General features: G+C 39.8%; 20 protein-coding genes. 4 read left to right on the plus strand and 16 right to left on the minus strand.

Going from position 1 to position 23,685, the window contains the following annotated elements:
- Positions 1 to 3: 3 nt before the first annotated feature.
- The 4 genes from MKX73_RS05625 to ypfJ all read right to left on the minus strand — a co-directional run bounded on the left by MKX73_RS05625 (position 4) and on the right by ypfJ (position 5,565).
- The gene (locus tag MKX73_RS05625; protein WP_340716646.1) at positions 4 to 1,701 is read right to left on the minus strand and encodes a M3 family oligoendopeptidase; all 1,698 of its coding nucleotides are present in this window, start codon (positions 1,699 to 1,701) and stop codon (positions 4 to 6) included.
- A gap of 176 nt (positions 1,702 to 1,877) precedes the next feature.
- Positions 1,878 to 3,626, minus strand: a complete 1,749-nt coding sequence (locus MKX73_RS05630) for a methyl-accepting chemotaxis protein (protein WP_340716647.1) — start codon at positions 3,624 to 3,626, stop codon at positions 1,878 to 1,880.
- Between the two features lie 198 nt (positions 3,627 to 3,824).
- A complete protein-coding gene (locus tag MKX73_RS05635) occupies positions 3,825 to 4,544 on the minus strand; it encodes a YebC/PmpR family DNA-binding transcriptional regulator (RefSeq protein ID WP_340716648.1) in 720 nt (239 codons plus the stop codon).
- Positions 4,545 to 4,701: 157 nt separating this feature from the next.
- On the minus strand, positions 4,702 to 5,565 hold the full coding sequence (ypfJ, locus tag MKX73_RS05640) for a KPN_02809 family neutral zinc metallopeptidase (protein ID WP_340718854.1): 864 nt from the start codon (positions 5,563 to 5,565) through the stop codon (positions 4,702 to 4,704).
- 149 nt (positions 5,566 to 5,714) lie between these two features.
- Here ypfJ and MKX73_RS05645 point away from each other — a divergent pair, with 149 nt between their 5' ends.
- The gene (locus MKX73_RS05645) at positions 5,715 to 6,464 is read left to right on the plus strand and encodes a hypothetical protein (protein ID WP_340716649.1); all 750 of its coding nucleotides are present in this window, start codon (positions 5,715 to 5,717) and stop codon (positions 6,462 to 6,464) included.
- A gap of 188 nt (positions 6,465 to 6,652) precedes the next feature.
- Here MKX73_RS05645 and MKX73_RS05650 read toward each other — a convergent pair whose 3' ends face one another.
- The 7 genes from MKX73_RS05650 to MKX73_RS05680 all read right to left on the minus strand — a co-directional run bounded on the left by MKX73_RS05650 (position 6,653) and on the right by MKX73_RS05680 (position 13,016).
- Positions 6,653 to 7,111, minus strand: a complete 459-nt coding sequence (locus MKX73_RS05650) for a low molecular weight protein-tyrosine-phosphatase (RefSeq protein WP_340716650.1) — start codon at positions 7,109 to 7,111, stop codon at positions 6,653 to 6,655.
- Positions 7,112 to 7,166: 55 nt separating this feature from the next.
- Entirely contained in the window at positions 7,167 to 7,769 is a 603-nt protein-coding gene (locus MKX73_RS05655; RefSeq protein WP_340716651.1) for a lysophospholipid acyltransferase family protein, read from the minus strand.
- A gap of 66 nt (positions 7,770 to 7,835) precedes the next feature.
- On the minus strand, positions 7,836 to 8,723 hold the full coding sequence (locus MKX73_RS05660) for an NAD-dependent epimerase/dehydratase family protein (RefSeq protein ID WP_340716652.1): 888 nt from the start codon (positions 8,721 to 8,723) through the stop codon (positions 7,836 to 7,838).
- 6 nt (positions 8,724 to 8,729) lie between these two features.
- Positions 8,730 to 9,566: a putative RNA methyltransferase gene (locus MKX73_RS05665; RefSeq protein WP_340716653.1), complete on the minus strand. Its 837-nt coding sequence runs from the start codon at positions 9,564 to 9,566 to the stop codon at positions 8,730 to 8,732.
- Between the two features lie 181 nt (positions 9,567 to 9,747).
- Positions 9,748 to 11,007, minus strand: a complete 1,260-nt coding sequence (gene ltrA / locus MKX73_RS05670; protein WP_340718855.1) for a group II intron reverse transcriptase/maturase — start codon at positions 11,005 to 11,007, stop codon at positions 9,748 to 9,750.
- A gap of 555 nt (positions 11,008 to 11,562) precedes the next feature.
- Positions 11,563 to 12,231 carry a nuclease-related domain-containing protein gene (locus MKX73_RS05675; protein WP_340716654.1) on the minus strand — a complete coding sequence of 223 codons (669 nt, stop codon included), beginning with the start codon at positions 12,229 to 12,231 and terminating at the stop codon, positions 11,563 to 11,565.
- Between the two features lie 65 nt (positions 12,232 to 12,296).
- Positions 12,297 to 13,016 carry a YjjG family noncanonical pyrimidine nucleotidase gene (locus MKX73_RS05680; protein ID WP_340716655.1) on the minus strand — a complete coding sequence of 240 codons (720 nt, stop codon included), beginning with the start codon at positions 13,014 to 13,016 and terminating at the stop codon, positions 12,297 to 12,299.
- A gap of 132 nt (positions 13,017 to 13,148) precedes the next feature.
- Here MKX73_RS05680 and MKX73_RS05685 point away from each other — a divergent pair, with 132 nt between their 5' ends.
- Positions 13,149 to 13,919 carry a TSUP family transporter gene (locus tag MKX73_RS05685; RefSeq protein ID WP_014822492.1) on the plus strand — a complete coding sequence of 257 codons (771 nt, stop codon included), beginning with the start codon at positions 13,149 to 13,151 and terminating at the stop codon, positions 13,917 to 13,919.
- Between the two features lie 77 nt (positions 13,920 to 13,996).
- Here the strand turns inward: MKX73_RS05685 and MKX73_RS05690 are convergent, their stop codons facing one another.
- From MKX73_RS05690 to MKX73_RS05705, 4 genes are all read right to left on the minus strand, one after another.
- The gene (locus MKX73_RS05690; RefSeq protein ID WP_340716656.1) at positions 13,997 to 14,467 is read right to left on the minus strand and encodes a DinB family protein; all 471 of its coding nucleotides are present in this window, start codon (positions 14,465 to 14,467) and stop codon (positions 13,997 to 13,999) included.
- Between the two features lie 84 nt (positions 14,468 to 14,551).
- Complete coding sequence (locus tag MKX73_RS05695) at positions 14,552 to 15,058, minus strand: DNA-deoxyinosine glycosylase (RefSeq protein ID WP_340716657.1); 507 nt, start codon at positions 15,056 to 15,058, stop codon at positions 14,552 to 14,554.
- Positions 15,059 to 15,151: 93 nt separating this feature from the next.
- Positions 15,152 to 16,729, minus strand: coding sequence for an amidohydrolase (locus MKX73_RS05700; RefSeq protein WP_340716658.1), 1,578 nt, complete (start codon positions 16,727 to 16,729; stop codon positions 15,152 to 15,154).
- A gap of 17 nt (positions 16,730 to 16,746) precedes the next feature.
- Positions 16,747 to 17,265 (minus strand): fructose-2,6-bisphosphatase, encoded by a 519-nt coding sequence (locus tag MKX73_RS05705; protein WP_340716659.1) that lies wholly within the window; start codon positions 17,263 to 17,265, stop codon positions 16,747 to 16,749.
- A gap of 599 nt (positions 17,266 to 17,864) precedes the next feature.
- On the opposite strand from MKX73_RS05705, the gene MKX73_RS05710 reads away from it, so the two are divergent.
- Positions 17,865 to 19,607, plus strand: coding sequence for an ABC transporter ATP-binding protein (locus tag MKX73_RS05710; protein ID WP_340716660.1), 1,743 nt, complete (start codon positions 17,865 to 17,867; stop codon positions 19,605 to 19,607).
- Positions 19,604 to 21,340 (plus strand): ABC transporter ATP-binding protein, encoded by a 1,737-nt coding sequence (locus MKX73_RS05715; RefSeq protein ID WP_340716661.1) that lies wholly within the window; start codon positions 19,604 to 19,606, stop codon positions 21,338 to 21,340. Before MKX73_RS05710 ends, MKX73_RS05715 begins: the two co-directional genes overlap by 4 nt.
- 90 nt (positions 21,341 to 21,430) lie before the next feature.
- Here the strand turns inward: MKX73_RS05715 and MKX73_RS05720 are convergent, their stop codons facing one another.
- Positions 21,431 to 23,632, minus strand: a complete 2,202-nt coding sequence (locus MKX73_RS05720) for an MMPL family transporter (RefSeq protein ID WP_340716662.1) — start codon at positions 23,630 to 23,632, stop codon at positions 21,431 to 21,433.
- Positions 23,633 to 23,685 lie beyond the last annotated feature (53 nt).

The following is a 23,685-nucleotide window of genomic DNA, read 5'->3' on the forward strand; positions in this document are numbered from 1 at the left end:
ATTTTATAGCTTTTTGTCGTCAATTGAATTTAAATAGTCTTCGATTGTCCCTACAACCGACTCCACACAGCCGTCGTCAAATGGCGAGATTAAGCCCGCTTCCTCAACAAGTTTTGTGAAAGCAAATGAACCGCCAAGACTGCATAGGTGCAGATAGTCTTTCCAAGCGCCTTCAAAATCTTCTCGTGAACGCTTCCAGAACTGGAATGCACAAATTTGCGCTAATGTGTAGTCGATATAATAGAATGGAGATGAATAAATATGGCCTTGGCGCTGCCAAATAGCTCCTGATTCTAAATAGTCATGACCATCATAGTCTCGATGCGGTAAATACTTCGATTCGATTTCCTTCCATGCAGCATTGCGCTCAGCTGGTGTCATTTGCGGGTTTTCATACACGACATGCTGGAACTCATCGACCGCTACACCGTATGGCAAGAATAGTAGCCCGCTGCTTAAGTGCGAGAATTTATACTTATCAGTCTGGTGCTTGAAGAATAGCTCCATCCAAGGCCACGTGAAGAATTCCATACTCATAGAATGGATTTCTGCTGACTCATATGTCGGCCATAAGTATTCCGGAATCCCAATATTTCGGCTTGAATACACTTGGAATGCATGTCCTGCCTCATGTGTCAGTACATCGATATCACCAGATGTGCCATTAAAGTTCGAGAAGATGAACGGTGATTCGTAGTCTTCGATAAACGTACAGTATCCGCCGCTTTCCTTACCTTTTTTCGCAACCAGATCCATCAGGTCATGTTCGATCATATAGTTGAAGAACTCACCTGTTTCTTCTGATAGTTCTTCGTACATTTTTTTACCGTTATTAATAATCCATTCCGGGTCACCTTGAGGAACGGCATTTCCTGTTAGGAATGTTAAGCCTTCATCATAGAATTTGAAGTCTTCCACACCGATGCGTTCTGCTTGGCGCTCGTACAGTTTTGTTGCAAGCGGCACGATGTTTTCACGTACTTGCTCACGGAATTTTGCGACCATCTCTGCATTGTAGTCAACACGGTTCATATTGACATAGGCAAGTTCCACATAGTTTTTAAATCCTAATTTTGCCGCGATTTCATGACGAAGCTTTACTAACTCATCATAAATCTGATCGAATTTTTCTTTATTCGAAGCATAGAAATCTGCACTCGCTTCACGTGCCGCTTTACGAACTTCACGCTCAGTCGATTCAGCATATGGTCCAAGCTGTGCCAATGTCAATGTTTTGCCGTCAAATTCAATCTGAGCCGAAGCAACGAGCTTGCTGTATTCAGATGTTAATCTGTTTTCTTTTTGCATAAGCTCGATTACTGCAGGAGAGAAACCTTTCAATAAATTTTCGGCTAATGCAAATAGCTGCGTGCCCCATTTTTCTTCCAGTTGTGCACGGAAAGGCGATTTCACCAGTTCTGTATAGTAATTAAAAACAAGCTCATCTGCCATTGGGCTTACTTCATCAAAATAGTCACGCTCTTTTTGGTAGTAATCGTCATTTGTATCAATTGATGCACGTACATAGACAAGATTGGCCATTGTAGAAAATGTATTGCGGATCGCATTTAATTTTTCGATCACTTCGCTTTGTTCATCTACAGTAGTTGCAGCTTTAAATTCTTCCAATAATGCAGCTGTCTGTTCTTTCATTTGTTCTAAATCCGGACGTTTATAGTCAAAGTCTTTAAATGTTACCAAACTCGTTCACCTCATCTGTTCAATTCATTCGGAATTCGAAATTCCCTCTATTTTATTATTTATGATTATGGCAAAAATTGCAATTATTTTCAGAATATTTATCCAGCATTATTTTAGGCTATAAGTCATAAAAAAATAAGCAGCCGAGAAAAGGTCTCTGCTGCTTATATCGGTCTTTATATTTTGAATTTATCCATTTCCAATACAACTTGCCGAGAATGGCTATCCAACTCTTCAACCGCTTTTGTTAAATCATCGACTACGAGTGTTTGTTCATCTGAAGCAAGGGCCAAATGTTTTGCATAGTCGGAAGTATCATTCACTAGACGGCTCATTTCCTCAGTCGAAGCTAAAATTTGTTCTGCACCTGCCGACATTTGTTCAACAACTGCTGAATCGTCCTGAATGCGATTGTTGACATTCAATACAGAATTTAAAATCTGTTCTAAGCGCTGACCGATTTCACCTACTGCCACCGTTCCTTCTTTAACATCCGTTGTCGTCATATCAATCTCAACTAGTAAACGGTCCGTAATATGCGAGAATTTTTGCAGGTGACCGGAAATTTCCTCCGCTGATGTACGGGACATTTCTGCCAGTTTCTTCACTTCATCCGCCACAACCGCAAATCCTTTTCCGGCTTCTCCGGCACGTGCTGCTTCAATTGCTGCATTCAGCGCCAGTAAATTCGTCTGATCCGAAATATTCGTAATGACTGTCACCATTTCTTTGATCGAGTGGAAGTTTTCTCCCATTTCTTTAACAAGCACAGCTGTATTTTCAACCGATTTTTCTACCCCCTGAATCTGCCCGACTACATTACCGGAACTTTGTGCGCCATCTTCAACAAGGTTTGTCATATCAGAAGAAATTTCGGCAATCTCATTGAATGTATCAGCCAGTTTCTGAATGCCGATTGCCATTTCATTCATTGCGGCATTTACTTCATTGTTGCTTACTTGCTGTAATGAACCGCTGTGTGAAATTGTGGTAATATTTTCTACCATTTTTCCGTTTGATGTGTTCACACGTTCTGTAGATTTTTCGATTAGATCGACAACTTGTCCAAGTCCATCTGTCCGTTCCTTCAATACTTGGAATGTGGCAGATAACTCGACAAGCGAGCTTTGGAAATTTTTTGCGAACGCTGTGATTTCATTGTTCGTTTTAAAATTCAGCTTATCTAACATCGCCTGTGATTCAACAATATCACCTGAAGCCAGATTTTCTGCTGCTTTATTCAATGTTTGTAATGGAGATAATGCCCGACGGATATAAGAATAGATTCCGAATAAGGCTGCTATAAAAATAATGATGAAAATGAGCGCAATAATTGGGACAATTTCTTTTGCTACATTCTCTGTTAAAGCAGAAATATACGATGCGTCGATATCAACACCTAAATAGGCTATCGTTTCTCCTGCATCATTTTTAACCGGAACAATACCGGTAATATATTCACCAAAATCACTGCTTAAAAGATCGGATGCGAACCGGCCGTCTTCGTTAACACGCTCAATATGCTCATACTTTGTAGAGCCTGATGGGTCACCCAGCATTCCGGCGTTTTCGGTATCATCTGCCGGCATACCATCAACTAATAAGGTAACTTCCCCATTCTCCTCTGGAACAAAATAGGTATAGGCATACAAGACACCATTGTATTCGCGTAATTCATTTAACTGTTCACGTAATTCCCAATATGTTGCATTTGCTTCCGGCTCTTCAATAAGTTGTTCATACTTTTCTACATCTATATAATTTACGATATTACTAGCTACTTCTATCGTACGTTCTTTCACCGATGACTGAACTGAACGAGCGGAATTAAACTGAAGCATAATAATCGTTAATAGTAAAATAACGGCGAAAATAATGCCGATCATCAATATGATTCTACTACCTAATTTGTCCATTCTTTTCATAACCTGTTTTATCTCCTAGTATAATATTTGATTGTTAAATTTATTTTGAATTATAGGTTATTTAAATGCAACTTCTTTCGGTAAATCCTATATACTATTAACGAATAATAAGTCAATAGCACTATCCATTTCCCGTTAGTTTCCAACGGGAATTTCAGACACAAAAAAAGCTCAAAGAATCATCTTTGAGCTCCATTTTTATTCGCCTAAATCAGCATTGTGGTACACGCGTTGCACGTCTTCCAAATCTTCCAATGCATCAATCATTTTTTCGAATTTCACTAAATCCTCACCAGTTAAAGCAACATCTGTCATTGGCAGCATCGTTAATTCTGCTACAGTAAATTCTTCGATGCCTGCTTCTTTAAACGCCTCTTGAGTTGCATGGAATTGTTCCGGCTCAACATAAACGATAATTGTGCCTTCTTCATCCATAATGTCACGCATATCCAGATCTGCTTCCATTAAAATTTCAAGAATTTCATCTTCTGATTTACCTTCAATTCCGAATACAGCAGTATTTTGGAACATATGCGCCGCTGAACCGGATACGCCCATGTTACCGCCATTTTTGCCGAATGCTGCACGTACTTCAGAAGCTGTACGGTTAACGTTGTTTGTTAATGCATCAACGATCACCATTGTACCTGCCACACCGAAACCTTCATAGCGTAACTCATCGAATTGCTCATCGCCGCCGCCTTTTGCTTTGTCGATTGCCTTTTCAATAATATGTTTTGGTACAGAGTAAGTTTTCGCACGTTCTAAAACTGTTTTCAGTGCACGGTTAGATTCCGGGTTTGGTTCACCTGATTTTGCTGCTACGTAAATTTCACGACCGAATTTAGCGTAAATACGACTATTTGCTGCGTCTTTCCCAGCCTTTTTATCTTTAATGTTATTCCACTTACGACCCATTTTGTTCACTCTCTTTCATACTCTATTAGTAACGTTATTTAAAAACGAAAAAATATATTTAACTTATTTATTATACATAAACTTGAAATAATTTTAAATTACTCTGCATAAAAAAATGTAAAAACCTATAGCATTTTTTCTATGCTATAGGTCATATTTATAATTGGGAAGCCTCTAAGCTAAAAGTATCGCCGCCTTGAAGTGTTCCGGCATTATAACCTTTTTTGAACCAGCGCATCCGTTGCTCGCTTGTACCATGTGTAAAGCTTTCCGGAACGACATAGCCTTGCGCTTCCATCTGCAATGTATCGTCGCCAATGGCATTTGCTGCCGTTAATGCCTCTTCAAAATCGCCTTCTTCCAAATAGCCCTTGTCCTGGACATGGTGTGCCCATACACCTGAGTAATAGTCCGCCTGAAGTTCCAGACGTTTCACAGCTTCATTGTATTCTGCTTGTGATACTTTTCCGTTTAGCGCATGCACTTGTTCCGACGTGCCCAATAATGTTTGGACATGGTGGCCAACTTCATGTGCGACTACATAAGCCATCGCAAAATCACCCGGTGCATCAAAACGGTTTTTCAACTCTTTATAGAAACTTAAGTCAATATAAAGCTTATAATCTGCCGGACAGTAAAACGGCCCAACCGCAGCACTTTGCATCCCGCATCCAGAGCTTACGCTATCCGTAAATAATACGAGCGTCGGATTTTCGTAAGTCCGCCCATTATCAGCAAACAATTGCTGCCATATATCTTCCGTATCAGCAAGTACTACAGAAACGAATTCGGCAAGTTCCTCTTCTTCAGCAGTCGGTTCATAGTTTTCGGAAGTCGCACCGTTTTGCGTAATGCTCTTTGAAACTTCGGAAACAACATCTCCTGCATCACCGCCATTGAGCAATGTAAAAATAATGGCGATAATTATCCCGACTCCACCTAAACCTCCACCGATTTTCCCGGCACTCATTCCCCGACGATCTTCAACATTACTGCTTTTTCGTCTTCCCTTCACATCCATAGCTATTCCCTCCATATGAATCTTTGCATACTTTGCCATATAATTACCCTCTACAGTGCTTCTTATAACAGACAGTAATAAAATTTAATGTAACGTGCTGATCCTTTGCTTCGTCTAATTGATAATTAAAGAGAAAGGGGTGCTTTATCATGATTGTGTCCGATAAACAGGTCTTTATATCAAAAGTAAGCGGGAAAAAACGGCAAAAGCCGCAAACAAAAAGTTCCAAGCGTTTATACTATGCAGTATTTACAGTTCTTTTTGCACTGGCAGCACTTGCAATTTTCTTGAAGCCTTGGTCAACAAATGATTCCAATCAAGCCTTTCTACCTTCAAACGAAGAAAATGATTCAAGTAATGGAGAAATCGGAGAAAAACCAGATTTGCCATTACGAAACTATTTTAAACAAGATGGGGATGTCGCTTACTTTTTAGGAACAGGCAATGAATATGCATCATTTAAAGAAACAACGACATGGCTTTTCGATAATTATGTTGAAGTACAAGAAGATAATGGTGGTGCAGAAATACAAAAAGTTTATCGTATAAAACAAGATACGATAGAGCTCGTGTATGAAGAAATAATAGATATCGAAAGAAAATCATTTACTTTAGAACAGTTGAATCAATTAGAATCTCTCCAGATTATTTTACAAATGCCTCTAGCTAGTGGCGAAACATTTGAAAATAAAACAGTAACTTATCCCGTAAATTTTAAAACACCTTACAAAAACTATGATAATTTAATTCAAATTACCGAAGAGGTTGAGGGTGGGAAAAATCACTTTTATTATGACTATGGCGATGGGCTCATTGCGGAACAGTTTATTATGAATGATGGATATGAGGTAACTTCGGTGCTTGCTTCCATTAACGAGCCTCCAACTCAAACAAAGTAAACGGAGATTTTGCCATGATCAAAGCTGGCATTTTTAGATCCACTCGCTTTCCGGAAAATCTGATTCTGTCTAATTTGATATGACATATGAACATTAAAATGAAGTGATTATTGAGAAACTGAAATCGGTGCAGGGAGATGAAAAAGCGGATTTGATAAACATATAATCAAATCCGCTTTCCCTAATTATTATATATCCTGCAATATCCGCTCCAGCAATGCCTCGCAGCCTTCTAAACATAAATCGTACGTTTCCTGGAAATCTCCTGTATACCAAGGATCCGGAACATCTTTTTGATGTGACGTCAAATCAAGGAAACGGAACACTTTTGCATCTGCTTCTGCACGAAGCATTTCAACCGTATTTTTCACATTGCTTTCATCCATACAGACAATATAGTCAAAACTGTCTAAATCGGAAGTGCGCAACTGTCTTGCAAACATGCCTGTTGTCACAATTCCGTATTCCTGTAATTTCGCCATCGTCCCTTTATGCGGAGGTTCTCCAATATGGTAATTGCTCGTGCCAGCTGAGTCGACTGCAATTTTATCCGTCAAACCGCGTTTAGCGATCAGATCACGCATGACAGCTTCTGCCATAGGAGAACGGCAAATATTGCCCAAACATACGAATAGTACTTGCTTCATCTCTTTATCCACTCCTAATGAAAGAAGCCGCACGAAGGATTCCGCGCAGCTCCTGTTATTTTACTTCCGGATGCATTTCTTTTAAGTGTACTGTCAATCGGTTCAGTTCATCTTCCAAAAACTGAATGGATTGTTCACGACCTTCTTTTCCTGCGCCAACCGTAAATGGTTTCCCGTAAATCAAATAGCCTTTTTGGCGTTTGAATACACCTTTCACATCTTTCGGCCCGATATAAGCAGCCGGTAAAATTTCCGTCTTCGCCAATTGGGCAATCGTCACTGCGCCGGCTTTTAATTCCGAGTTTTCAGAGCTTCTCGTTCCACTCGGGAAGATTCCGACTACTTTTCCTTCTTTAATAAGCTGACGAGGGATTTTAATAACACTTGGTCCCGGATTGTCGCGATCCACCGGGAATGCATTCAACCTTTTAATTAGCCAGCCTAATCCTTTCACATCAAATAGTTGTTTCTTAGCCATAAAGTGTACTTCTTTTGGCAGCATCGAAATCCCCAGGTTCAAAATATCGATATAGCCATTATGTGTACAGGCAACAACAAAGCCGCCTTCTTTCGGTATATTTTCTTTCCCGTATACCTTTGCCTTTGACCCGTTAACCCCTAAAATTCCATATACAACTCTTGCAATAAATTTATACACGTTTCATTCCTACCTTATCGTTAATCTCACTTCATTTTAATTGAAAGTCATGCCTTCGTTCAATGGCTACTGTTTTGCGGTAGCTCCCGCAATTTGCTCGATTAATGGCGGCAGCCAATCTTCAAGCTGGCTGAACGAAAATCCTAATTGTTCCGCCTTGTCATTTTTCATATACCATGTTGCGGGAATGGCGTATGGTGAACGGATTTCCTCTGTTCCAAGCAATGCTATTTTGGCACGTTCGCCTGTTTTTTCTTCAATAAGAGAAATAAGGTCTTTTAAAGAAATGACCCCGTTTGCTGTCGCATTAATTGGACCTTCTACATGATCATTACCTGCCCACTGTAAAAATCGAGCCGCTTCTGTTGCCTGAATAAAGGACATTTTTGCATCCGTATTCGAAAATCCGATCGGTTCCCTATTAATAATGCGTTCAACATGGAAATGCAGACGGCGAGTATAATCATCTTCCCCCATGACGATCGGGAAACGAACTGCGACTACAGGGAACTCGGCAAACTTATAAAATACCGCTTCTGCCAGACGCTTTCCTTCACCATATGTAAATTCATGCGTGTCCCCCATGATGATGCCATATGAATCCGGATCGAAATCTCCTTCAGAATGCGGCTTGCCATCTGCCTCATATACAGCTAATGTAGATGTAAAAACGAGCTTACCGATTTTCCCGTTGAAAAGATCGCACAGCTGTTTTGCTTCGTTTGGCGAATAGCAGATATTATCATACACAATATCAAACGTACGATTCTCCAGCGCTTTCTCAAAAGCCGCCGTATCTTTACGGTCCACTTTAATATGCTCCACTGCATCGCCAAATGGATTTTCCGACATTCCGCGCGTGACAATTGTTACTTCATGCTTTTCTTCCAATAAAAGTTCCACTAATTTACGCCCAAAAAATCGTGTCCCGCCTAATACTAGGATTTTCTTCATCTACGTTCACTCCATTCCAATTAATAAATCTAAATCAATTGTAATTTCCTGTAATTGAATGCTTGCTTTATCATCAATATGCCAGCCCATCGGTGTCATTTCGAGCAGGTTTTGCACTAAATGGGCTTCAAGCGGTACTGTATACGTAATTCTTTTTACTTCGGTATTGGCAAAACTTGCTTTAAAACGTTCTACCGTTTGAGCATTTGTATAGCTTTCCTTTTCCGAATCTGCAAATGCCTGTTTACGCAGTTCTTTTAAGTAATTTTCCTGTGGCACAACTTTAATTACTTTGCCGCCCCGCTTTAACAGCCTTTTAAATTCATCGTAATTTGCGGGGGATAAAATATTTAAAATCGCATCAAATGATTGCTCGTTGAACGGACTATTCGCTAAATCACCGACACACCACAGCTGTTCTGGATTGTATTTTGCCGCTGCGATTATTCCTTCTTTTGAAATATCGATTCCTACACCAACAGGGCGATCAAGCTGTTCGCAAATACGATGCAAATGTGACCCCTCGCCACAACCTGTGTCTAAAATTACCGGTTTTTCTACAGTGATTTCCCGGGCAATCGCTGCTTGTAACCGATCATAAATTCCTGCTTGAATGACCGTATGACGCGAATCGAATAATTCTTTCCCATACATTGATTGGACAGGACGGTTTAACATATAAACATAGCCTTGTTTTGCCACATCAAATGTATGATTCGATAGACAACTCATTTTTCCTTCATCACTTATCGCTATTTCCTGTTTACAGATAGGACATGCAAAAAGTCGGCTATTTATTTGAAACTGCTGAATGCTTAACGCTCGTTTTGATAATAGACCCATGATGGATCCTCCTTCATATGTGTTCGCTAGTATCGTACCATAAACTCATTCAAATAAAAAAAGGAAATAGTGGTCACTACTCCCTTTGCTGTTAAAATCGAGTAGGAGGTTAGCCATTAATTGGCTAACCGACCTCTCACACCACCGTACGTACGGTTCCGTATACGGCGGTTCAAAAGTTTTATGTAGGATTAATGATTGTAGCGAGGTTTTTCAACTTGAGTTTTAACCAATATTTATTGTTTAATGCTCGGTCGATGATTGGATTATTTGAGGAGCGCCAGTACCCTTTACGAGTATTGGCCATTCTATAGGCATCGTTATGGTTGATACCTAGTCTTTTGAGGTTTCTATATTTTGTTATGGTTCTTTTCCATTCTTTCCATCGACATGCCCTTAATCTTCTTCGAATATGGCTATCTATTTCCTTTGCGTAGGATTTTATGTCGGCAATTTTAAAATAGTTGCCCCATCCTTGAATGAGATAATTGATTTTCTGAATGCGCGATTCCATATCAATTGAGTAATTACGATTTGTAATATATTTTAGCTTTTCTTCGAAACGCTTCTTTGATTTCTTTGGCACGTATACTCTGATTACACCTCTGGCGTTATAGAAGCTCACACCTAAAAATACACGTGCTATCGGCTTTCCCACTGCTGATTTCTCTTCATTCACTTTTAATTTAAGTTTCTTTTCGATAAATGTCGTGACGCCTTCTTTAACTCGTTCTCCTGCTCTTTCACTTTTGACATAAATGTTGCAGTCATCTGCGTAACGAACGAATTTATGATTGCGTTTCTCTAGTTCTTTATCAAGTTCATGAAGGATTACATTACTCAGTAATGGACTTAACGGTCCACCTTGTGGCGTACCTTCTTTTGAGTGAATAAAAGTTCCGTCTATCATGGTACCAGCGTTTAAGAAACTTCTTATTAGCTTTAATGTCGGTTTACATAAAATATATTTCGCCATGAGTGACATCAGCTTGTCATGCTGAACTCTATCAAAGAATTTCTCTAAGTCGATGTCTACGACAAACTTATGACCTTCCTCAATATAACTTCTTGCTTGTTCAATTGCTTGATGAGCACTTTTATTCGGGCGAAACCCATAACTATAGTTACTAAACATTGGGTCTAGTATTGGGGTTAACACTTGTACAACCGCTTGTTGAATAACACGGTCTGTAACCGTGGGAATTCCTAATAGTCGTTTCCCTCCATCTGGTTTGGGAATTTCAACTCTTTTAACCGGTTGCGGTTTATATTTACCTGTTTTAATCATTTCGATAATCTGAGTATTATTCTCTTTTAAGTATTGGCGGGTTGCCTCTATATCTTTCGCATCGACACCGGCTGCACCTTTATTTTTACGCACTTTCTCAAAAGCTTCGTTCAAATTATCTCTGCTTATTATTACGTTGATTAATCCTTCCATATGTTCGCGTGTATAGAGAAATGCACATGATAGATTCCACGCTAAACCTAAACATGAGGTATTCCGTACCTTACTTTTAGGGTAGCCCTTTCGGTTCTGTATCTTCATCTCCATGTAATATTCTCCTTCACGTTCACTCCTTTCGTTCAGCCCTTCCCATTGCTGGTACTATGGCTTCTGCTGACTTCTGATGATTCAGCTGTACATCACTGCACAGGTTCCTCTGGGGTTATTCATCAGATCTCCCGGGGTAAGCCTGCCCACTTTCCTCTCATCTATCTGCCGCATTTATTGACTCATCTTCCGAGGATATTTGGGACTTCAGTTTGTTTAGCAACCTTATCCAGATGAATCAACCTCATACGATTCGTATTCCTCAGACCAAGATTTTGCCTAGGACTTCCTTCAGATTCCGCGTCGCCACGGACACCCTTGTCTTCGGCTAATGGTTCGCATATCCCAACGTCCACAGTGAACTTTCATCACCTAGTTGGCAGACATGCCCGGCACACTAAAAAAAGCAAAGCAGAAAAAACTGCTTTGCTCTCTTTCGTATTAACTTACCGATGTGACAGCTTCTGAACGTAATGTCGTATTTATATCATGTGTAAAGGTCTCTAATGTCGCGTACAACTTTTCAATCTCTGTATCTGATAAACGTTTTCCTTCAAGTGCTGCTGCCCACTTTTTCAATTCCGCGATTTTCAGCACTTCGACATCGGAAGAGTGAATTTCAATCTGCTGGAATGAACAATCATTCGTAAAAACTACCATCGTTTCAAAAAGTGCACCATCCACTTCCGGCAGCCGGTCTTTTAATGCATGGATTAAACGCTTTGTTTCATGGATTGGATTATTAAAAACGTTTTTGCGATTTTTATGTAATAACTCAATCCATTCAATGCTCTGTTCCCGTCCGTTAATCCAGCCAGATTTCTTTTTCACATTCACTACATAAATTCCTGATTCATGAAGTAAAAGCGCGTCAATTGTTTGTACTTCATTATGAACAGGAAGTTTTAGATTCATCATTATTTTCTTTGAACCTTGAACATGCTCTAATTCATTCATCAGCTGGTAGGAAGTTCGGACACTTTTGTTCAATAGGAGATCAAAATAAGAATAGCCGGTCAATTGATAAAATGTTGTATTGTCATGATTATATAATTTAAATATAAAGTAACCTATAATCGCAATTACAACGACCAGTATAGTTAAGGTCATTGCGTTCACTCCTTGCCTGCTTCATCGCATTTCATTTTATATTTTATATAACACCAACGTCTTCCCTATATTCCTAAAGGCTGTTCATTGATGGCTTTATTACTTTTTATTATCGGTAAAAGTTGTTCCAGCTTTTGTATTTCATAAGTTGGGTGAATTGTTATTGGTACTGCATTCAACGGGTTAAGCCAGCATGTATCGATTCCGGCATTTGCGCCCCCCGTAATATCCGCACTGTAGGAATCACCAATAATCATCGCCTTGTTCGGGTCGAAATTCGGAATTCGCTCAAATACATAATCAAAAAACGGCTTCATCGGTTTTTGATAGCCTGTATCTTCCGAAACGAAAACTTGCTTAAAATAAGGTGCCAGCCCTGTTACTTGTAGGCGTTTCAACTGTGTCTCCGCCAATCCATTCGATGTAATGTACAGTTCATATTCTGGTGCCAATGTTTGAATCAGCTCCAATGCCCCTTCAACAAACACTTTACTTTCTGCCAAATATCCACGGTACTCAGCGTCCAGCACCTTGCCATCCACTTCAACGCCAAAATACTCAAATGTCTTGCCGAAACGCGTTTCCATTAAAAAGTCCCGAGTAATCAGCCCTTCTTCAAGCGAGCGCCATAAACCTGTATTAATTTCCCGGTAAACAGCTTCGATTTGAGGCGTTAATGGTAGCTGATGTGCTTCAAATAATTTCGGCAAAGCTAATCTTTCTGCCGCTTTAAAATCCAATAATGTATCATCCAAGTCAAATAATAAAAATTGATAATCCTTCATTTGTATACTCCGTTTCCATTATTCTAATATATTACCTTATCATAATCGCATCATAATTTTAACTATTTACACTACTCCTGATTTTCGATAGCATGAGTGTATTGCTCTATGTGAAGAAAGAAGGGTTTTTTTATGGGATTTGAGTTAGACCCACAACTAGTTATTATTTTGATTTGTTTTGGTTTTTTAGCAGCATTTATCGATTCTGTTGTGGGAGGCGGTGGCCTTATTTCACTGCCTGCATTAATGTTTGCCGGGCTCAGTCCCTCTGCAGCTGTTGCAACAAACAAACTCGCCGGGACAATGGGGTCCTTAACGAGTACTATTACCTTTTATCGGTCTGGAAAGCTGGATATTAAATCCGTCATGAAATATTTCCCATGGGTTTTTATCAGTTCGATGATCGGGGCTTGGATTGTCCATTTACTTGATCCGAACTTATTGAAACCATTAATGCTGATCATGCTGGCAGCTGTAGCGGTCTATACAATTTTCAAAAAAGATTGGGGCAGCATTTCGGCGGTCAAATCACTTTCAAAGACAAAGTATATTTTATTTTTCTTAGTGATTTCACTGATTGGTTTTTATGACGGTTTTTTAGGTCCTGGTACCGGGTCATTCCTGATTTTTGCATTTCTGATGGTCGGCTATGATTTCTTAAAGGCAGCCGGTAATGCAAAACTTCTTAATTTCGGGAGTAATATCGGGGCACTTTTAATGTTTATCTATTTAGGGCAAATTAATTATACATATGGCTTGATAATGGGGGCCGCTCAAATTGTCGGAGCGATTGTCGGTTCTCGGTTTGCAATTAAACGTGGAAGCGGCTATGTGCGTGTCCTTTTCATCATCGTCACAATTACATTACTTGCAAAAAATAGCTATGATTTCTTCCTGAAATAAATTTACTGGATGTCCAACGTATACTTGGGCATCTTTTTTCATTTAAAAAGCCCCGAAATATATTCGGGGCTGAGTTGTTATTGCATTTCTTTTGTAGGTCCCATTACTGGCGGTACTGTTAAGCCTGCTTGGCGAAGTAATACTGTCATTTGGCCAACATGATGTGTTTGATGTGAGATTACTTTGCTGAGTAATTCACCGCGCTTCATCATTCCTCCAAAAGCAGGTACTTCTTCTAAAAGCTGTTCCTCTGTTAATGCTGCCGCTTCTTTTTTATACGCTTCGCGCACCATTTCATACTTCTCTATAATTCCAGCCATTGTTGCCGGCTGTGGCATATCAGGACCTGGGCCCGGAATTTGCAATCCCGCAAAATGGCCGAATGCGCCTGCTACACTCACTAAATGCCATGATAACCACCCTAATGAATTGTGCTCATCTACGATGGCAATATGCATTTTGTCATCCGGAATAGCCTGCATTACTTTCAATGCACCTTTTGATGAAATCGCCCAATCTTTCACAAAATCTTCTGCTACACGATACATAAATAATTCCCCTTTACTATGATTTGTTTTTATCATACCGAATAAGATGGCATTGCGCTATCAATCAACCGTTAAGATTTTTGATTACGATAAATATTCCAGCACGATGCTCCATATTTCTACTTTTTCATCAAAGGTTTTAATATTCCTCCCTGGAATCGGACTTGTTGATGGCATTTTTTTGTACGCTCGACCATCCAATACTTCGAGACCTATATGTCTTTTAAAAACATCGAAGCTTTTCCCGCCATTAAATAGGACAAGCTGTATTTGCGGGTATTTTTTAAAAAGCTCCGAAAAGTTATTCGGTACCTCATTTTTTATTGTTGCATCAAGGCTGCCTTCGCGTTCACAGCTTTCAATTGAATCCCACAGCCCTATACGATGTTTACGAAGAAGTGCAATTCTTTCGTTATAGTCTTCCGGAATATCGGTTGCTAGAAGCTTTTCTATAATCGGCCAAAAATGATTCCGTCGGTTGCCGTAGTATTGCTGCTTTTCCAGTGACTGCTTTCCAGGCATCGATCCAAGAATAAGCACTTTAGTTTTTTCATCCACAATCGGAGGTAAGATATTTTGGATTGACCCCATGACAACTTCCACCTTTTTTTTCCAGTCTTTAATTTAAAGGTTAATGATAAAAGAACCACATAAAAGTATGCGGTTCTTTTACTATAGCGTTCATTATTTTTTATATACGATCCTTCCGTCAACAACGGTCAATAATGCACTTGTCTGGAGAATTTCCTCCGGGCTGCATTTCATTAAATCGGTATCGAGGATAGTAAAATCCGCATCATATCCTTTTTTGATAAAGCCGCGTTCGTCTTCTTTACAAATTGCCTCGGCGCTTCCCACTGTGTACATCTTCACTGCTTCATAACGGGAAACCTTTTGCTCGCGGTTATAACCTTCATGTGTATCTTTTGGCTTTTTTCGCTCGACTGCCGCATAGATCGTTTCAAATGGACTCATTGCTTCAATCGGTGCATCGGTACCTGCCGCACATATGAACCCCTCATCTATAAACGTTTTCCAAGCATAATGATGACCAGCACGGTTTTCCCCAAGCTTCTCAGTCACCCACGGATAGTCTGATGTTACAAAAGCTGGCTGCAAATCCAATATAACCTGCAGTTTCTTCATGCGGGCAAGCTGTTCTTCTGATACGACGCAGCAATGGATCAGGCGATCGCGCTTTCCTTCAGCTACAGGATATTTCTCTAGATATTGAAGCACTTGTTCCATTGCACCATCACCGATTATATGAATGGCTACCGCTTCATTATATTTCCGCGCTAATTGAATGAGTGCTTCCATTTGAGTATCCGTATGAATGAGCATCCCTTTATTATGTTCATCATTTGCATAGGGAGCCATTAGTGCAGCAGTAGAGCCTCCTAATGAACCATCTGCGAAAATTTTCATTGCACCCGGTTCGATAAATGGCTCATTAAACTGCGCATTATTCGTGATCATTTCCTCAAATACTGCATGATGGCGCAATAAGTTAACGCGGAAATGCTTCCGTTCACCAACAACACGGTGATAGGCAGTTAATGGATTCAAATAATGTCCATAATAACTCATTTCTTCTGTATGTCCGCCAGTTAAACCATAGGATTGCATATGTTCGATCGCCAGCTGCAAGGACTGCGCCAAGCTTTCAATATAGCTTTCTCCCTCCTGTTTGAATAATGAGGATACTAGATTCGTTGCCTGTTCGTACAACAATCCGTTTAGCTCATTATTTTCATGTCGCCCTATCTTTCCGCCTGCAGGATCTTCCGTATTTATTGTAATCCCTGCCAAGTGGAGAGCGGCTGAATTGACTAAAGCAACATGGTGGCACACACGATTAAGGAATATCGGGCTTCTTGTTACTGCATCCAACTCTTCTTTGGTTGGGATGCGGCCATCTGTAAATTGATTTTCATTCCAGCCGTCCCCAATAAGCCACTGCCCATCATGAAGTTGATCTGCTGCATTTTTCACCAGTTGCACAAGCTCTTCACCACTTGTCGCTACTGTTAAATCAAGGCGCATCAATTTTTCACCATGTCCGATCATATGAAGATGGCTATCTACAAAGCCCGGGTACATAACTGCCCCCTGCAAGTCGATAATATCATCTGCGTGTACTTGTAAACCCTCGAATGTTCCTGTTTCCAGGATTTTACCATCCTGTACAAGCACTGCCTGAACAGTTGCCCCTTCCTGTTCCATCGTATATATCGTGCCGTTAGTCCATAGTTGCTTCATCTTCAGCTATCCCCCGTCTACATATCAAAATCTTCTCGTTTATATGGTAATCCTATATTCATATGATCCAAGATTGGTTCGTCCGATCCTTTGTATAGAAACGTCACTTCCTGCACTTCAGGTAAATTTTCAAAATAAGAACGCGCTAACGTTTCAACAAACATAGTGGCACCTGCAGAACCTTGAATAGTATAAATATCATCACCTAAATTTAGCACTAAGTTTTTATCTTCGTTTTCCATTGTATAATCCAGCAGCTCTACATCATGTTCATTCACTTTTGAGAAAATAAACGGTACTAGTTCTTCTTCACCGCTGACAAAGTTTTCTTCAAATGGAACGGTATTTTCCGCATTCTCATCTGATTTATATAAAGTAATCTTTTCCTCTTTCACTTCAGGTTTTACTTCAGGGCTACCCTGTGTCACATTGTCTGAATTATTTCCCGGGACATTATTTACATCATCACTCGTCTCTTTTGTCCCGCATGCTGCGAGCAAAAGCGCAAATAGCATGATCAATAACAATTTCTTCATTGTTGTCTCACTCCTTTTGATGTATTACTTTCAAGATACAGAATTAACAAACAATTTTCAAACTTCCGGTGACTTTTTATGAGTACCTTTTATACTGAATTTCAGCTAAGGCTATTTAATTATAAGAAATACAAAAAATTACAACACTGAAAATAAAATGTTTTCAAAAAATATTGACAACAATAATTGCCTACACTAATATTAAGGAACACTAAATAATTCAAAACAAGGAAAGGAGTTAAGGGATATGAACACATCAATTGTAAATTCACACATTTCAAAAGCTACAATTTCATATTGCCCTAACCTGACCTTCTGTTTTAATTTTGCACGTACATGTAAATAAAAGGCACAGGTGTGGATTCCCCTGTGCCCTTTTTCGTTTTGACACCTTTTCGAAAAATCGGAATAGGTGTCTTTTTTGTTTACATTGCAGCGGCATTTAAAAAATCCGTGAAGAAATGTACGGTGCCTTATAGTGTAACAATATTTTAGGAGGGCTTTATATGACTATCTTTTTACAACGAAAACTATTAAAACTGGATCGATACGATGATGGGTAGCAACACGATCAACATTGAAGAAAGAAGGTATACGTAATGTTTAATGTATTTGTGAAATTAAAATGGTTTTTAAAAATGTACCGTAAGCAATATACAATTGCGATTGTACTCTTAATGCTGGCGAGCTTTATCGAAGTTTTGCCTCCATGGATTTTAGGGGAAGCCATTGATGACATGACAAATGGCGATATGAATCAGACTCAGCTGCTGAAGTATGTTGGCTTTGTTATTGGCGCTGCCATCGTGAGCTACGCTTTAAACTTCATATGGCAATATCAGTTATTTGGCGGTTCCATTACGCTTGACCGTATTTTGCGAAAAAAACTGATGCATCAATTTTTAAAAATGACTCCGACGTTTTACGAAAAAAATCGTACTGGTGACTTGATGGCCAAAGCTACAAACGATTTAAACGCAGTTACATTAACTGCAGGTTTCGGTATTATGACACTCATTGACTCGACTGTCTATATGGCACTGATCATTTTGGCAATGGGCTTTTTCATCTCCTGGAAGCTGACATTTTTTGCGATGCTCCCAATTCCAGTCATGGCTATCATCATTCAATATTTAGGTAAAATTGTTCATGAACGCTATATGATAGCACAAGGTGCATTCGGTGAGATGAATGACAATGTGCTGGAATCTGTTGCAGGAACTCGTGTCATCCGCGCATATGTTCAAGAAGGAAAAGATGAAGAACGCTTCTCGGAAATGAGCGAAAATATTTTCGCCAAAAACATGCGTGTCGCTTATATTAACGGACTTTTTATGCCAATCACGAAAATCGGAACTGGTATTTGTTATGTCATCGCATTAGGATACGGTGCTGTTCTTGTATCAAATAATGAGCTAACGGTCGGTCAGCTTGTTTCATTTAATGTTTATTTAGGTTTGGCAATTTGGCCTATGTTCGCAATTGGCGAGCTTATTAATGTCATGCAGCAAGGAAGTGCTTCGCTTGACCGTGTACAGGATACATTGGAATATGAAGCGGATGTTCAAAATCCCCCTTCACCAATGACGCATCATACACCGAATTCTATCGGGTTTGCTGATTTTACATTCCAGTACCCGTTATCTCAGGTGAAAAACTTGCAGCAAATCTCACTGAACCTCAAAAAAGGGCACACACTTGGGATTGTCGGAAAGACAGGTTCGGGAAAGACAACATTTATCCGTCAGCTGCTGCGTGAATATCCGTTGGGCAATGGGCAAATTGCCATTAATGATACGGACTTGGCACAAATGACTAAAGAACAGATTTTGGACTGGATCGGCTATGTACCACAGGATCATATACTATTTTCCCGCACAATCCGTGAAAACATTTTATTCGGGAAAGAGAATGCTACGAACAGCGAAATCGAAGAAGCAATTCGGCTGGCAGACTTTGAAAAAGATTTATCAATTTTACCGCTTGGCATTGAAACGCTTGTCGGTGAAAAAGGCGTATCTTTGTCTGGTGGCCAAAAACAGCGTGTTTCCATTGCACGTGCATTGATTAAAGATCCGGAAATTTTAATTTTGGACGATTCTTTATCTGCTGTCGATGCTAAAACAGAATCAAAAATCATTGAAAATATACAAACAGAGCGCGCTGGAAAAACGACGATCATTTCGACTCACCGCCTGTCAGGTATTCAGCATGCGGATGAAATCATCGTGCTGGATGATGGGTGTATCGTTGAACGAGGTACACATGAAGAGCTCCTACGCTTAGGTGGCTGGTACAAAGAGCAGTTTGACCGCCAGCAGCTTGAGGAGGTGGAGCAATGAGTACATCAAAACGACTGTACCTGTATGCTTTAAAATTTAAAAAACCGATTTTAATCGGATTAGCTTTATTAACAATTGCGGTCGCAACAGATATTGCAGGACCGTTCATCGCTAAATACATTATCGACCATTATATGGAACCAGGTAATCTGCAAGTCGAACCGATCGCTATCCTGTTGTCGATTTTCTTCTTATTATCTGTACTGACTGCTGTATTCCGTTATTTAATGTTCATTTTTTTACAACGTGGTGCAAACTTCGTAATTCAGCAGTTAAGGAAAGATGTATTCGGTCATATTCAAAAGCTGCCAATTGAATACTTCGATAACTTGCCGGCCGGGAAAGTTGTTGCCCGTGTCACAAATGATACAGAGGCAATACGCAATCTGTATGTAACTGTACTTTCGCAATTCGCGAACAGCTTTATTACCATTGCAGGGGTATATATAGCTTTATTTATTTTAAATTGGAAAATGGCACTCTTCGCTCTATTGCTCATTCCGATTGTTTATATTTGGATGATTTTATACCGGAAATTCGCTTCACAGTACAACCATATTATTCGAACAAAAATTGCGGATATCAATGCAATGATCAATGAATCGATTAATGGGATGACGATCATTCAGGCATTCCGCCGCGAAGAACAGATGAAGCAAGAGTTCGATGAGATGAATGACGAACACTATAAATACAATCGTAAACTTTTAATGCTGGACTCCGCGACATCCCATAACCTTGTCAATATTTTACGACTTGGAATGTTTGCCGTATTTGTCTTTTACTTCGGCACTCAATCCATGACAATGCCTGAAGCGGTAACAGCAGGTACGCTATATGCGTTTGTTGATTATATTACTCGTCTGTTCAATCCGATTACGAATTTGGTCAACCAGTTCTCCCAGCTTGAACGTTCACTTGTAGCAGGTTCACGTGTGTTTGAACTGCTTGATCAAAAAGGGGAAGAAGTAAGTACAGAACGAATCGATCGTTATAAAGGAAATGTTGTGTTTGATCATGTTTCATTCGCCTATAAAAATGATGAATATGTGCTGAGGGATATTCACTTTGAAGCAAAAGAAGGCGAAACGATTGCACTTGTCGGTCATACAGGATCGGGGAAAAGTTCGATTATGAATTTACTGTTCCGTTTCTATGATCCGCAAAAAGGCCGGATTATCATTGACGGGAAAGATATTACGAAGCTTCCGCGCCAAGCGATCCGCGAGCATATGGGAATCGTTTTGCAGGATCCTTATTTGTTCACGGGAACGATCGCTTCGAACGTTAGCCTCAATGATAAGCGAATTTCAAGAGAAACTGTTGAAAAAGCGCTTGAAGCCGTCGGAGGCGAACGTGTCTTATCAAAATTCGAAAAAGGAATTGATGAGCCTGTAATCGAAAAAGGAAGTACACTTTCTTCCGGTCAGCGCCAGTTAATTTCGTTTGCGCGTGCGCTTGCATTTGATCCGGCTATTCTTATTCTGGATGAGGCGACATCGAATATCGACTCGGAAACAGAGGAAATTATTCAACATGCAATGGACGTACTGAAAAAAGGTCGTACAACGTTTATTATCGCACACCGACTTTCCACTATTAAAAATGCAGATAAAATTTTAGTATTGGACCGTGGTGAAATTGTTGAACAAGGCAGCCATGATGAACTCGTGGCACTCGGCGGTAAGTATGAACTTATGTATCGCCTGCAATCGGGTTCATTATCTTCTTAAGAACAAAAGCGCTAAAGCGCCCAAAATCTAAAGTTTCATTAATTAAAAAAGCGTATAGCCCCCTTTCATCGGGGAGCTATACGCTTTTTGCTATTTTTCGAGCTTTTTGTTCGGCCAGTACGACCATTTACCAAACACCGTAATAAGAGCCGGTACGAGTAATGGGCGTACGACGAACGTATCCAGCAGTACTCCTACCGCTGTTACGATACCGAATTGTACTAACAGCTGGATTGGCAATGTTGCTAATACCAGGAATGTACCAGCCAAAATCAGACCAGCAGACGTAATAACCGCACCTGTTGAAGCAATACCATTTGAAATGGCCTCTTTATGCGCAATTCTGCGCTTGCGGTTTTTCCATATATCAGAAATCATAAAAATATTATAGTCATTACCTAATGCAATAATAAATACGAAACTGTACAGTGGAATCGCACTAGCCATCGCTTCATGACCTAATCCGTAATGGATGATCAGCCAGCCTGCACCTAAAGCAGAGAAGAAAGATATCACTACTGTAACCATTAAGTGAATCGATGTGATTAAAGCCCGTAAGTATGCTAATAATACAACGAAAATAATAATAATCATGACAGGCTGAATGATTTTTTCATCGCCTGACTGAACGACTTTTGTATCCAGTTGAGAGCTTGTTTCGCCCCCGATCCAGAATTGGCCGTCTTCCATATTGTTATCCGCAAGAATTTGTTTAACATCGTCCTTCATTTGCTCAACATCTTCCATCGCTTCATTCGAATATGGATTTTTATCTAAATCAATTTCATAAAGTTGAATTTCGCTGTTTGTTTCACCTTTACGCATTTCTTTTATTACACCGACATATGGGAGTTTTAACAGTTGCTCTGTAATATCCAAATCAGTTCCTTCACCGTCTACCAACAGCTGAACCGGTGCCAATTCACCTGGTGTAAAATTTTCTTCAATGATTGTAAATCCTTCACGTGAAGGCATATCTTCAGGGAATGAAGAAATTAAATCATAGTTGTACTTAATAGTTGTTGAAGCAAATGCTAAACCAATTAATATCGCTCCCGCAACAATAATGACAAGCCACGGTTTCGAAGTAACAAATTCACCGACCTTACGCATATAACGGTGATTAGGTTTACGTTGTTTATATGGTTTGTTTTTCTTTACGGCATTTGCTTTTTCGGCCTCTTCCGTACGAGGAACAAATGGCCAAAACGCTGCGCGTCCTAAAATACCAAGAACAGCCGGAAGCAATGTAACCACCGCAAAACCTGTAATTAATACACCAAAGCTAAACGGAACAGCAAAACGCTGGAATGCGCCGTAATCCGCCAATGCCAATGTCGCTAATCCGATTACTACCGTTAAACCACTCATTACGATGGCACCTGTCGATTCACGAACAGCCGATGCCAAGGCTGTAAATTTATTATCTTCAATCAGTAATTTATCACGGTAACGTGTAATTAAAAACAAGCAATAATCCGTACCAGCACCAAACAGTAATACAATCATAATCGCTACCGCTTGTGCATCTTTATCGATCCATCCGTTTTCGGCCATCACACCCAGTAACGGACTGACAACTAAATATGCTACCCCTACAACAATTAACGGGATAATCGCTAAAATTGGTGAACGGTAAATTACTAATAAGATGACTAAAATGATAATTACAGTGGCAACCATTAGTTGTACGTCAGCTGCTTTGAAAAGGTCTGTCGCATCAATCGAGATCCCAACCGGTCCAGAGAATCGAGCATGAAGTCCCTCATCCTCTAAATTTGTATCATACGGATTTTCGCCAAATTGACTTTCTGTACGTTCTTTAATAATCGCTAAATTTTCTTTTAGAACATTTGAATTTTTATCTGTTGAAAAGAAAACAGGTGTGACAAGTGCTGCACCGTTCTCGGAAAGCGATCCCATCAATGCTTGAACGGGAAGGTTATGAAATGGCGGGATTGTTTCCTGTCCATCTAACGGCTCATCCGCCAGTTGTTTGTATAACCCTTTAATATTTGTCAAATCTTCTTCTGTAAGACCTGATTCGTTATACCAAGTAATTAATAACGGGATCCCACTATCAGAAGAAAATTCCTCCTCCATTATTTCCCCTGCCTGAATGGATGTATAAGTATCAGGGATTTCATCACCCACAAAGTTTTCAACACTATTAATTTGCGGGAAGATAAGTGCAAATAAAACGGCAAACATAATCCATAAAGCTAAAACAATCCAACGTGTTTTCTTACCGCCCATTACACTTCCCCATTTTTCCAATGGATGTTTAGACATTACATAGCCTCCTTTTTCTCATTTAACTCTTCCAAATATTACAAGGTAATTAT

Source organism: Solibacillus sp. FSL W7-1436 (genome assembly GCF_038007305.1).
GTDB lineage: Bacteria > Bacillota > Bacilli > Bacillales_A > Planococcaceae > Solibacillus.

Coding starts and splice junctions, on each gene's coding strand:
- MKX73_RS05630 (WP_340716647.1), bottom strand. CDS start 3,626: ATGAAAAGAATGGACAAATTAGGTAGTAGAATCATATTGATGATCGGC.
- MKX73_RS05635 (WP_340716648.1), bottom strand. CDS start 4,544: ATGGGTCGTAAGTGGAATAACATTAAAGATAAAAAGGCTGGGAAAGAC.
- ypfJ (WP_340718854.1), bottom strand. CDS start 5,565: ATGGATGTGAAGGGAAGACGAAAAAGCAGTAATGTTGAAGATCGTCGG.
- MKX73_RS05645 (WP_340716649.1), top strand. CDS start 5,715: ATGATTGTGTCCGATAAACAGGTCTTTATATCAAAAGTAAGCGGGAAA.
- MKX73_RS05650 (WP_340716650.1), bottom strand. CDS start 7,111: ATGAAGCAAGTACTATTCGTATGTTTGGGCAATATTTGCCGTTCTCCT.
- MKX73_RS05660 (WP_340716652.1), bottom strand. CDS start 8,723: ATGAAGAAAATCCTAGTATTAGGCGGGACACGATTTTTTGGGCGTAAA.
- MKX73_RS05665 (WP_340716653.1), bottom strand. CDS start 9,566: ATGGGTCTATTATCAAAACGAGCGTTAAGCATTCAGCAGTTTCAAATA.
- ltrA (WP_340718855.1), bottom strand. CDS start 11,007: ATGGAAGGATTAATCAACGTAATAATAAGCAGAGATAATTTGAACGAA.
- MKX73_RS05675 (WP_340716654.1), bottom strand. CDS start 12,231: ATGACCTTAACTATACTGGTCGTTGTAATTGCGATTATAGGTTACTTT.
- MKX73_RS05680 (WP_340716655.1), bottom strand. CDS start 13,016: ATGAAGGATTATCAATTTTTATTATTTGACTTGGATGATACATTATTG.
- MKX73_RS05685 (WP_014822492.1), top strand. CDS start 13,149: ATGGGATTTGAGTTAGACCCACAACTAGTTATTATTTTGATTTGTTTT.
- MKX73_RS05690 (WP_340716656.1), bottom strand. CDS start 14,467: ATGTATCGTGTAGCAGAAGATTTTGTGAAAGATTGGGCGATTTCATCA.
- MKX73_RS05695 (WP_340716657.1), bottom strand. CDS start 15,058: ATGGGGTCAATCCAAAATATCTTACCTCCGATTGTGGATGAAAAAACT.
- MKX73_RS05700 (WP_340716658.1), bottom strand. CDS start 16,729: ATGAAGCAACTATGGACTAACGGCACGATATATACGATGGAACAGGAA.
- MKX73_RS05705 (WP_340716659.1), bottom strand. CDS start 17,265: ATGAAGAAATTGTTATTGATCATGCTATTTGCGCTTTTGCTCGCAGCA.
- MKX73_RS05710 (WP_340716660.1), top strand. CDS start 17,865: ATGTTTAATGTATTTGTGAAATTAAAATGGTTTTTAAAAATGTACCGT.
- MKX73_RS05715 (WP_340716661.1), top strand. CDS start 19,604: ATGAGTACATCAAAACGACTGTACCTGTATGCTTTAAAATTTAAAAAA.
- MKX73_RS05720 (WP_340716662.1), bottom strand. CDS start 23,632: ATGTCTAAACATCCATTGGAAAAATGGGGAAGTGTAATGGGCGGTAAG.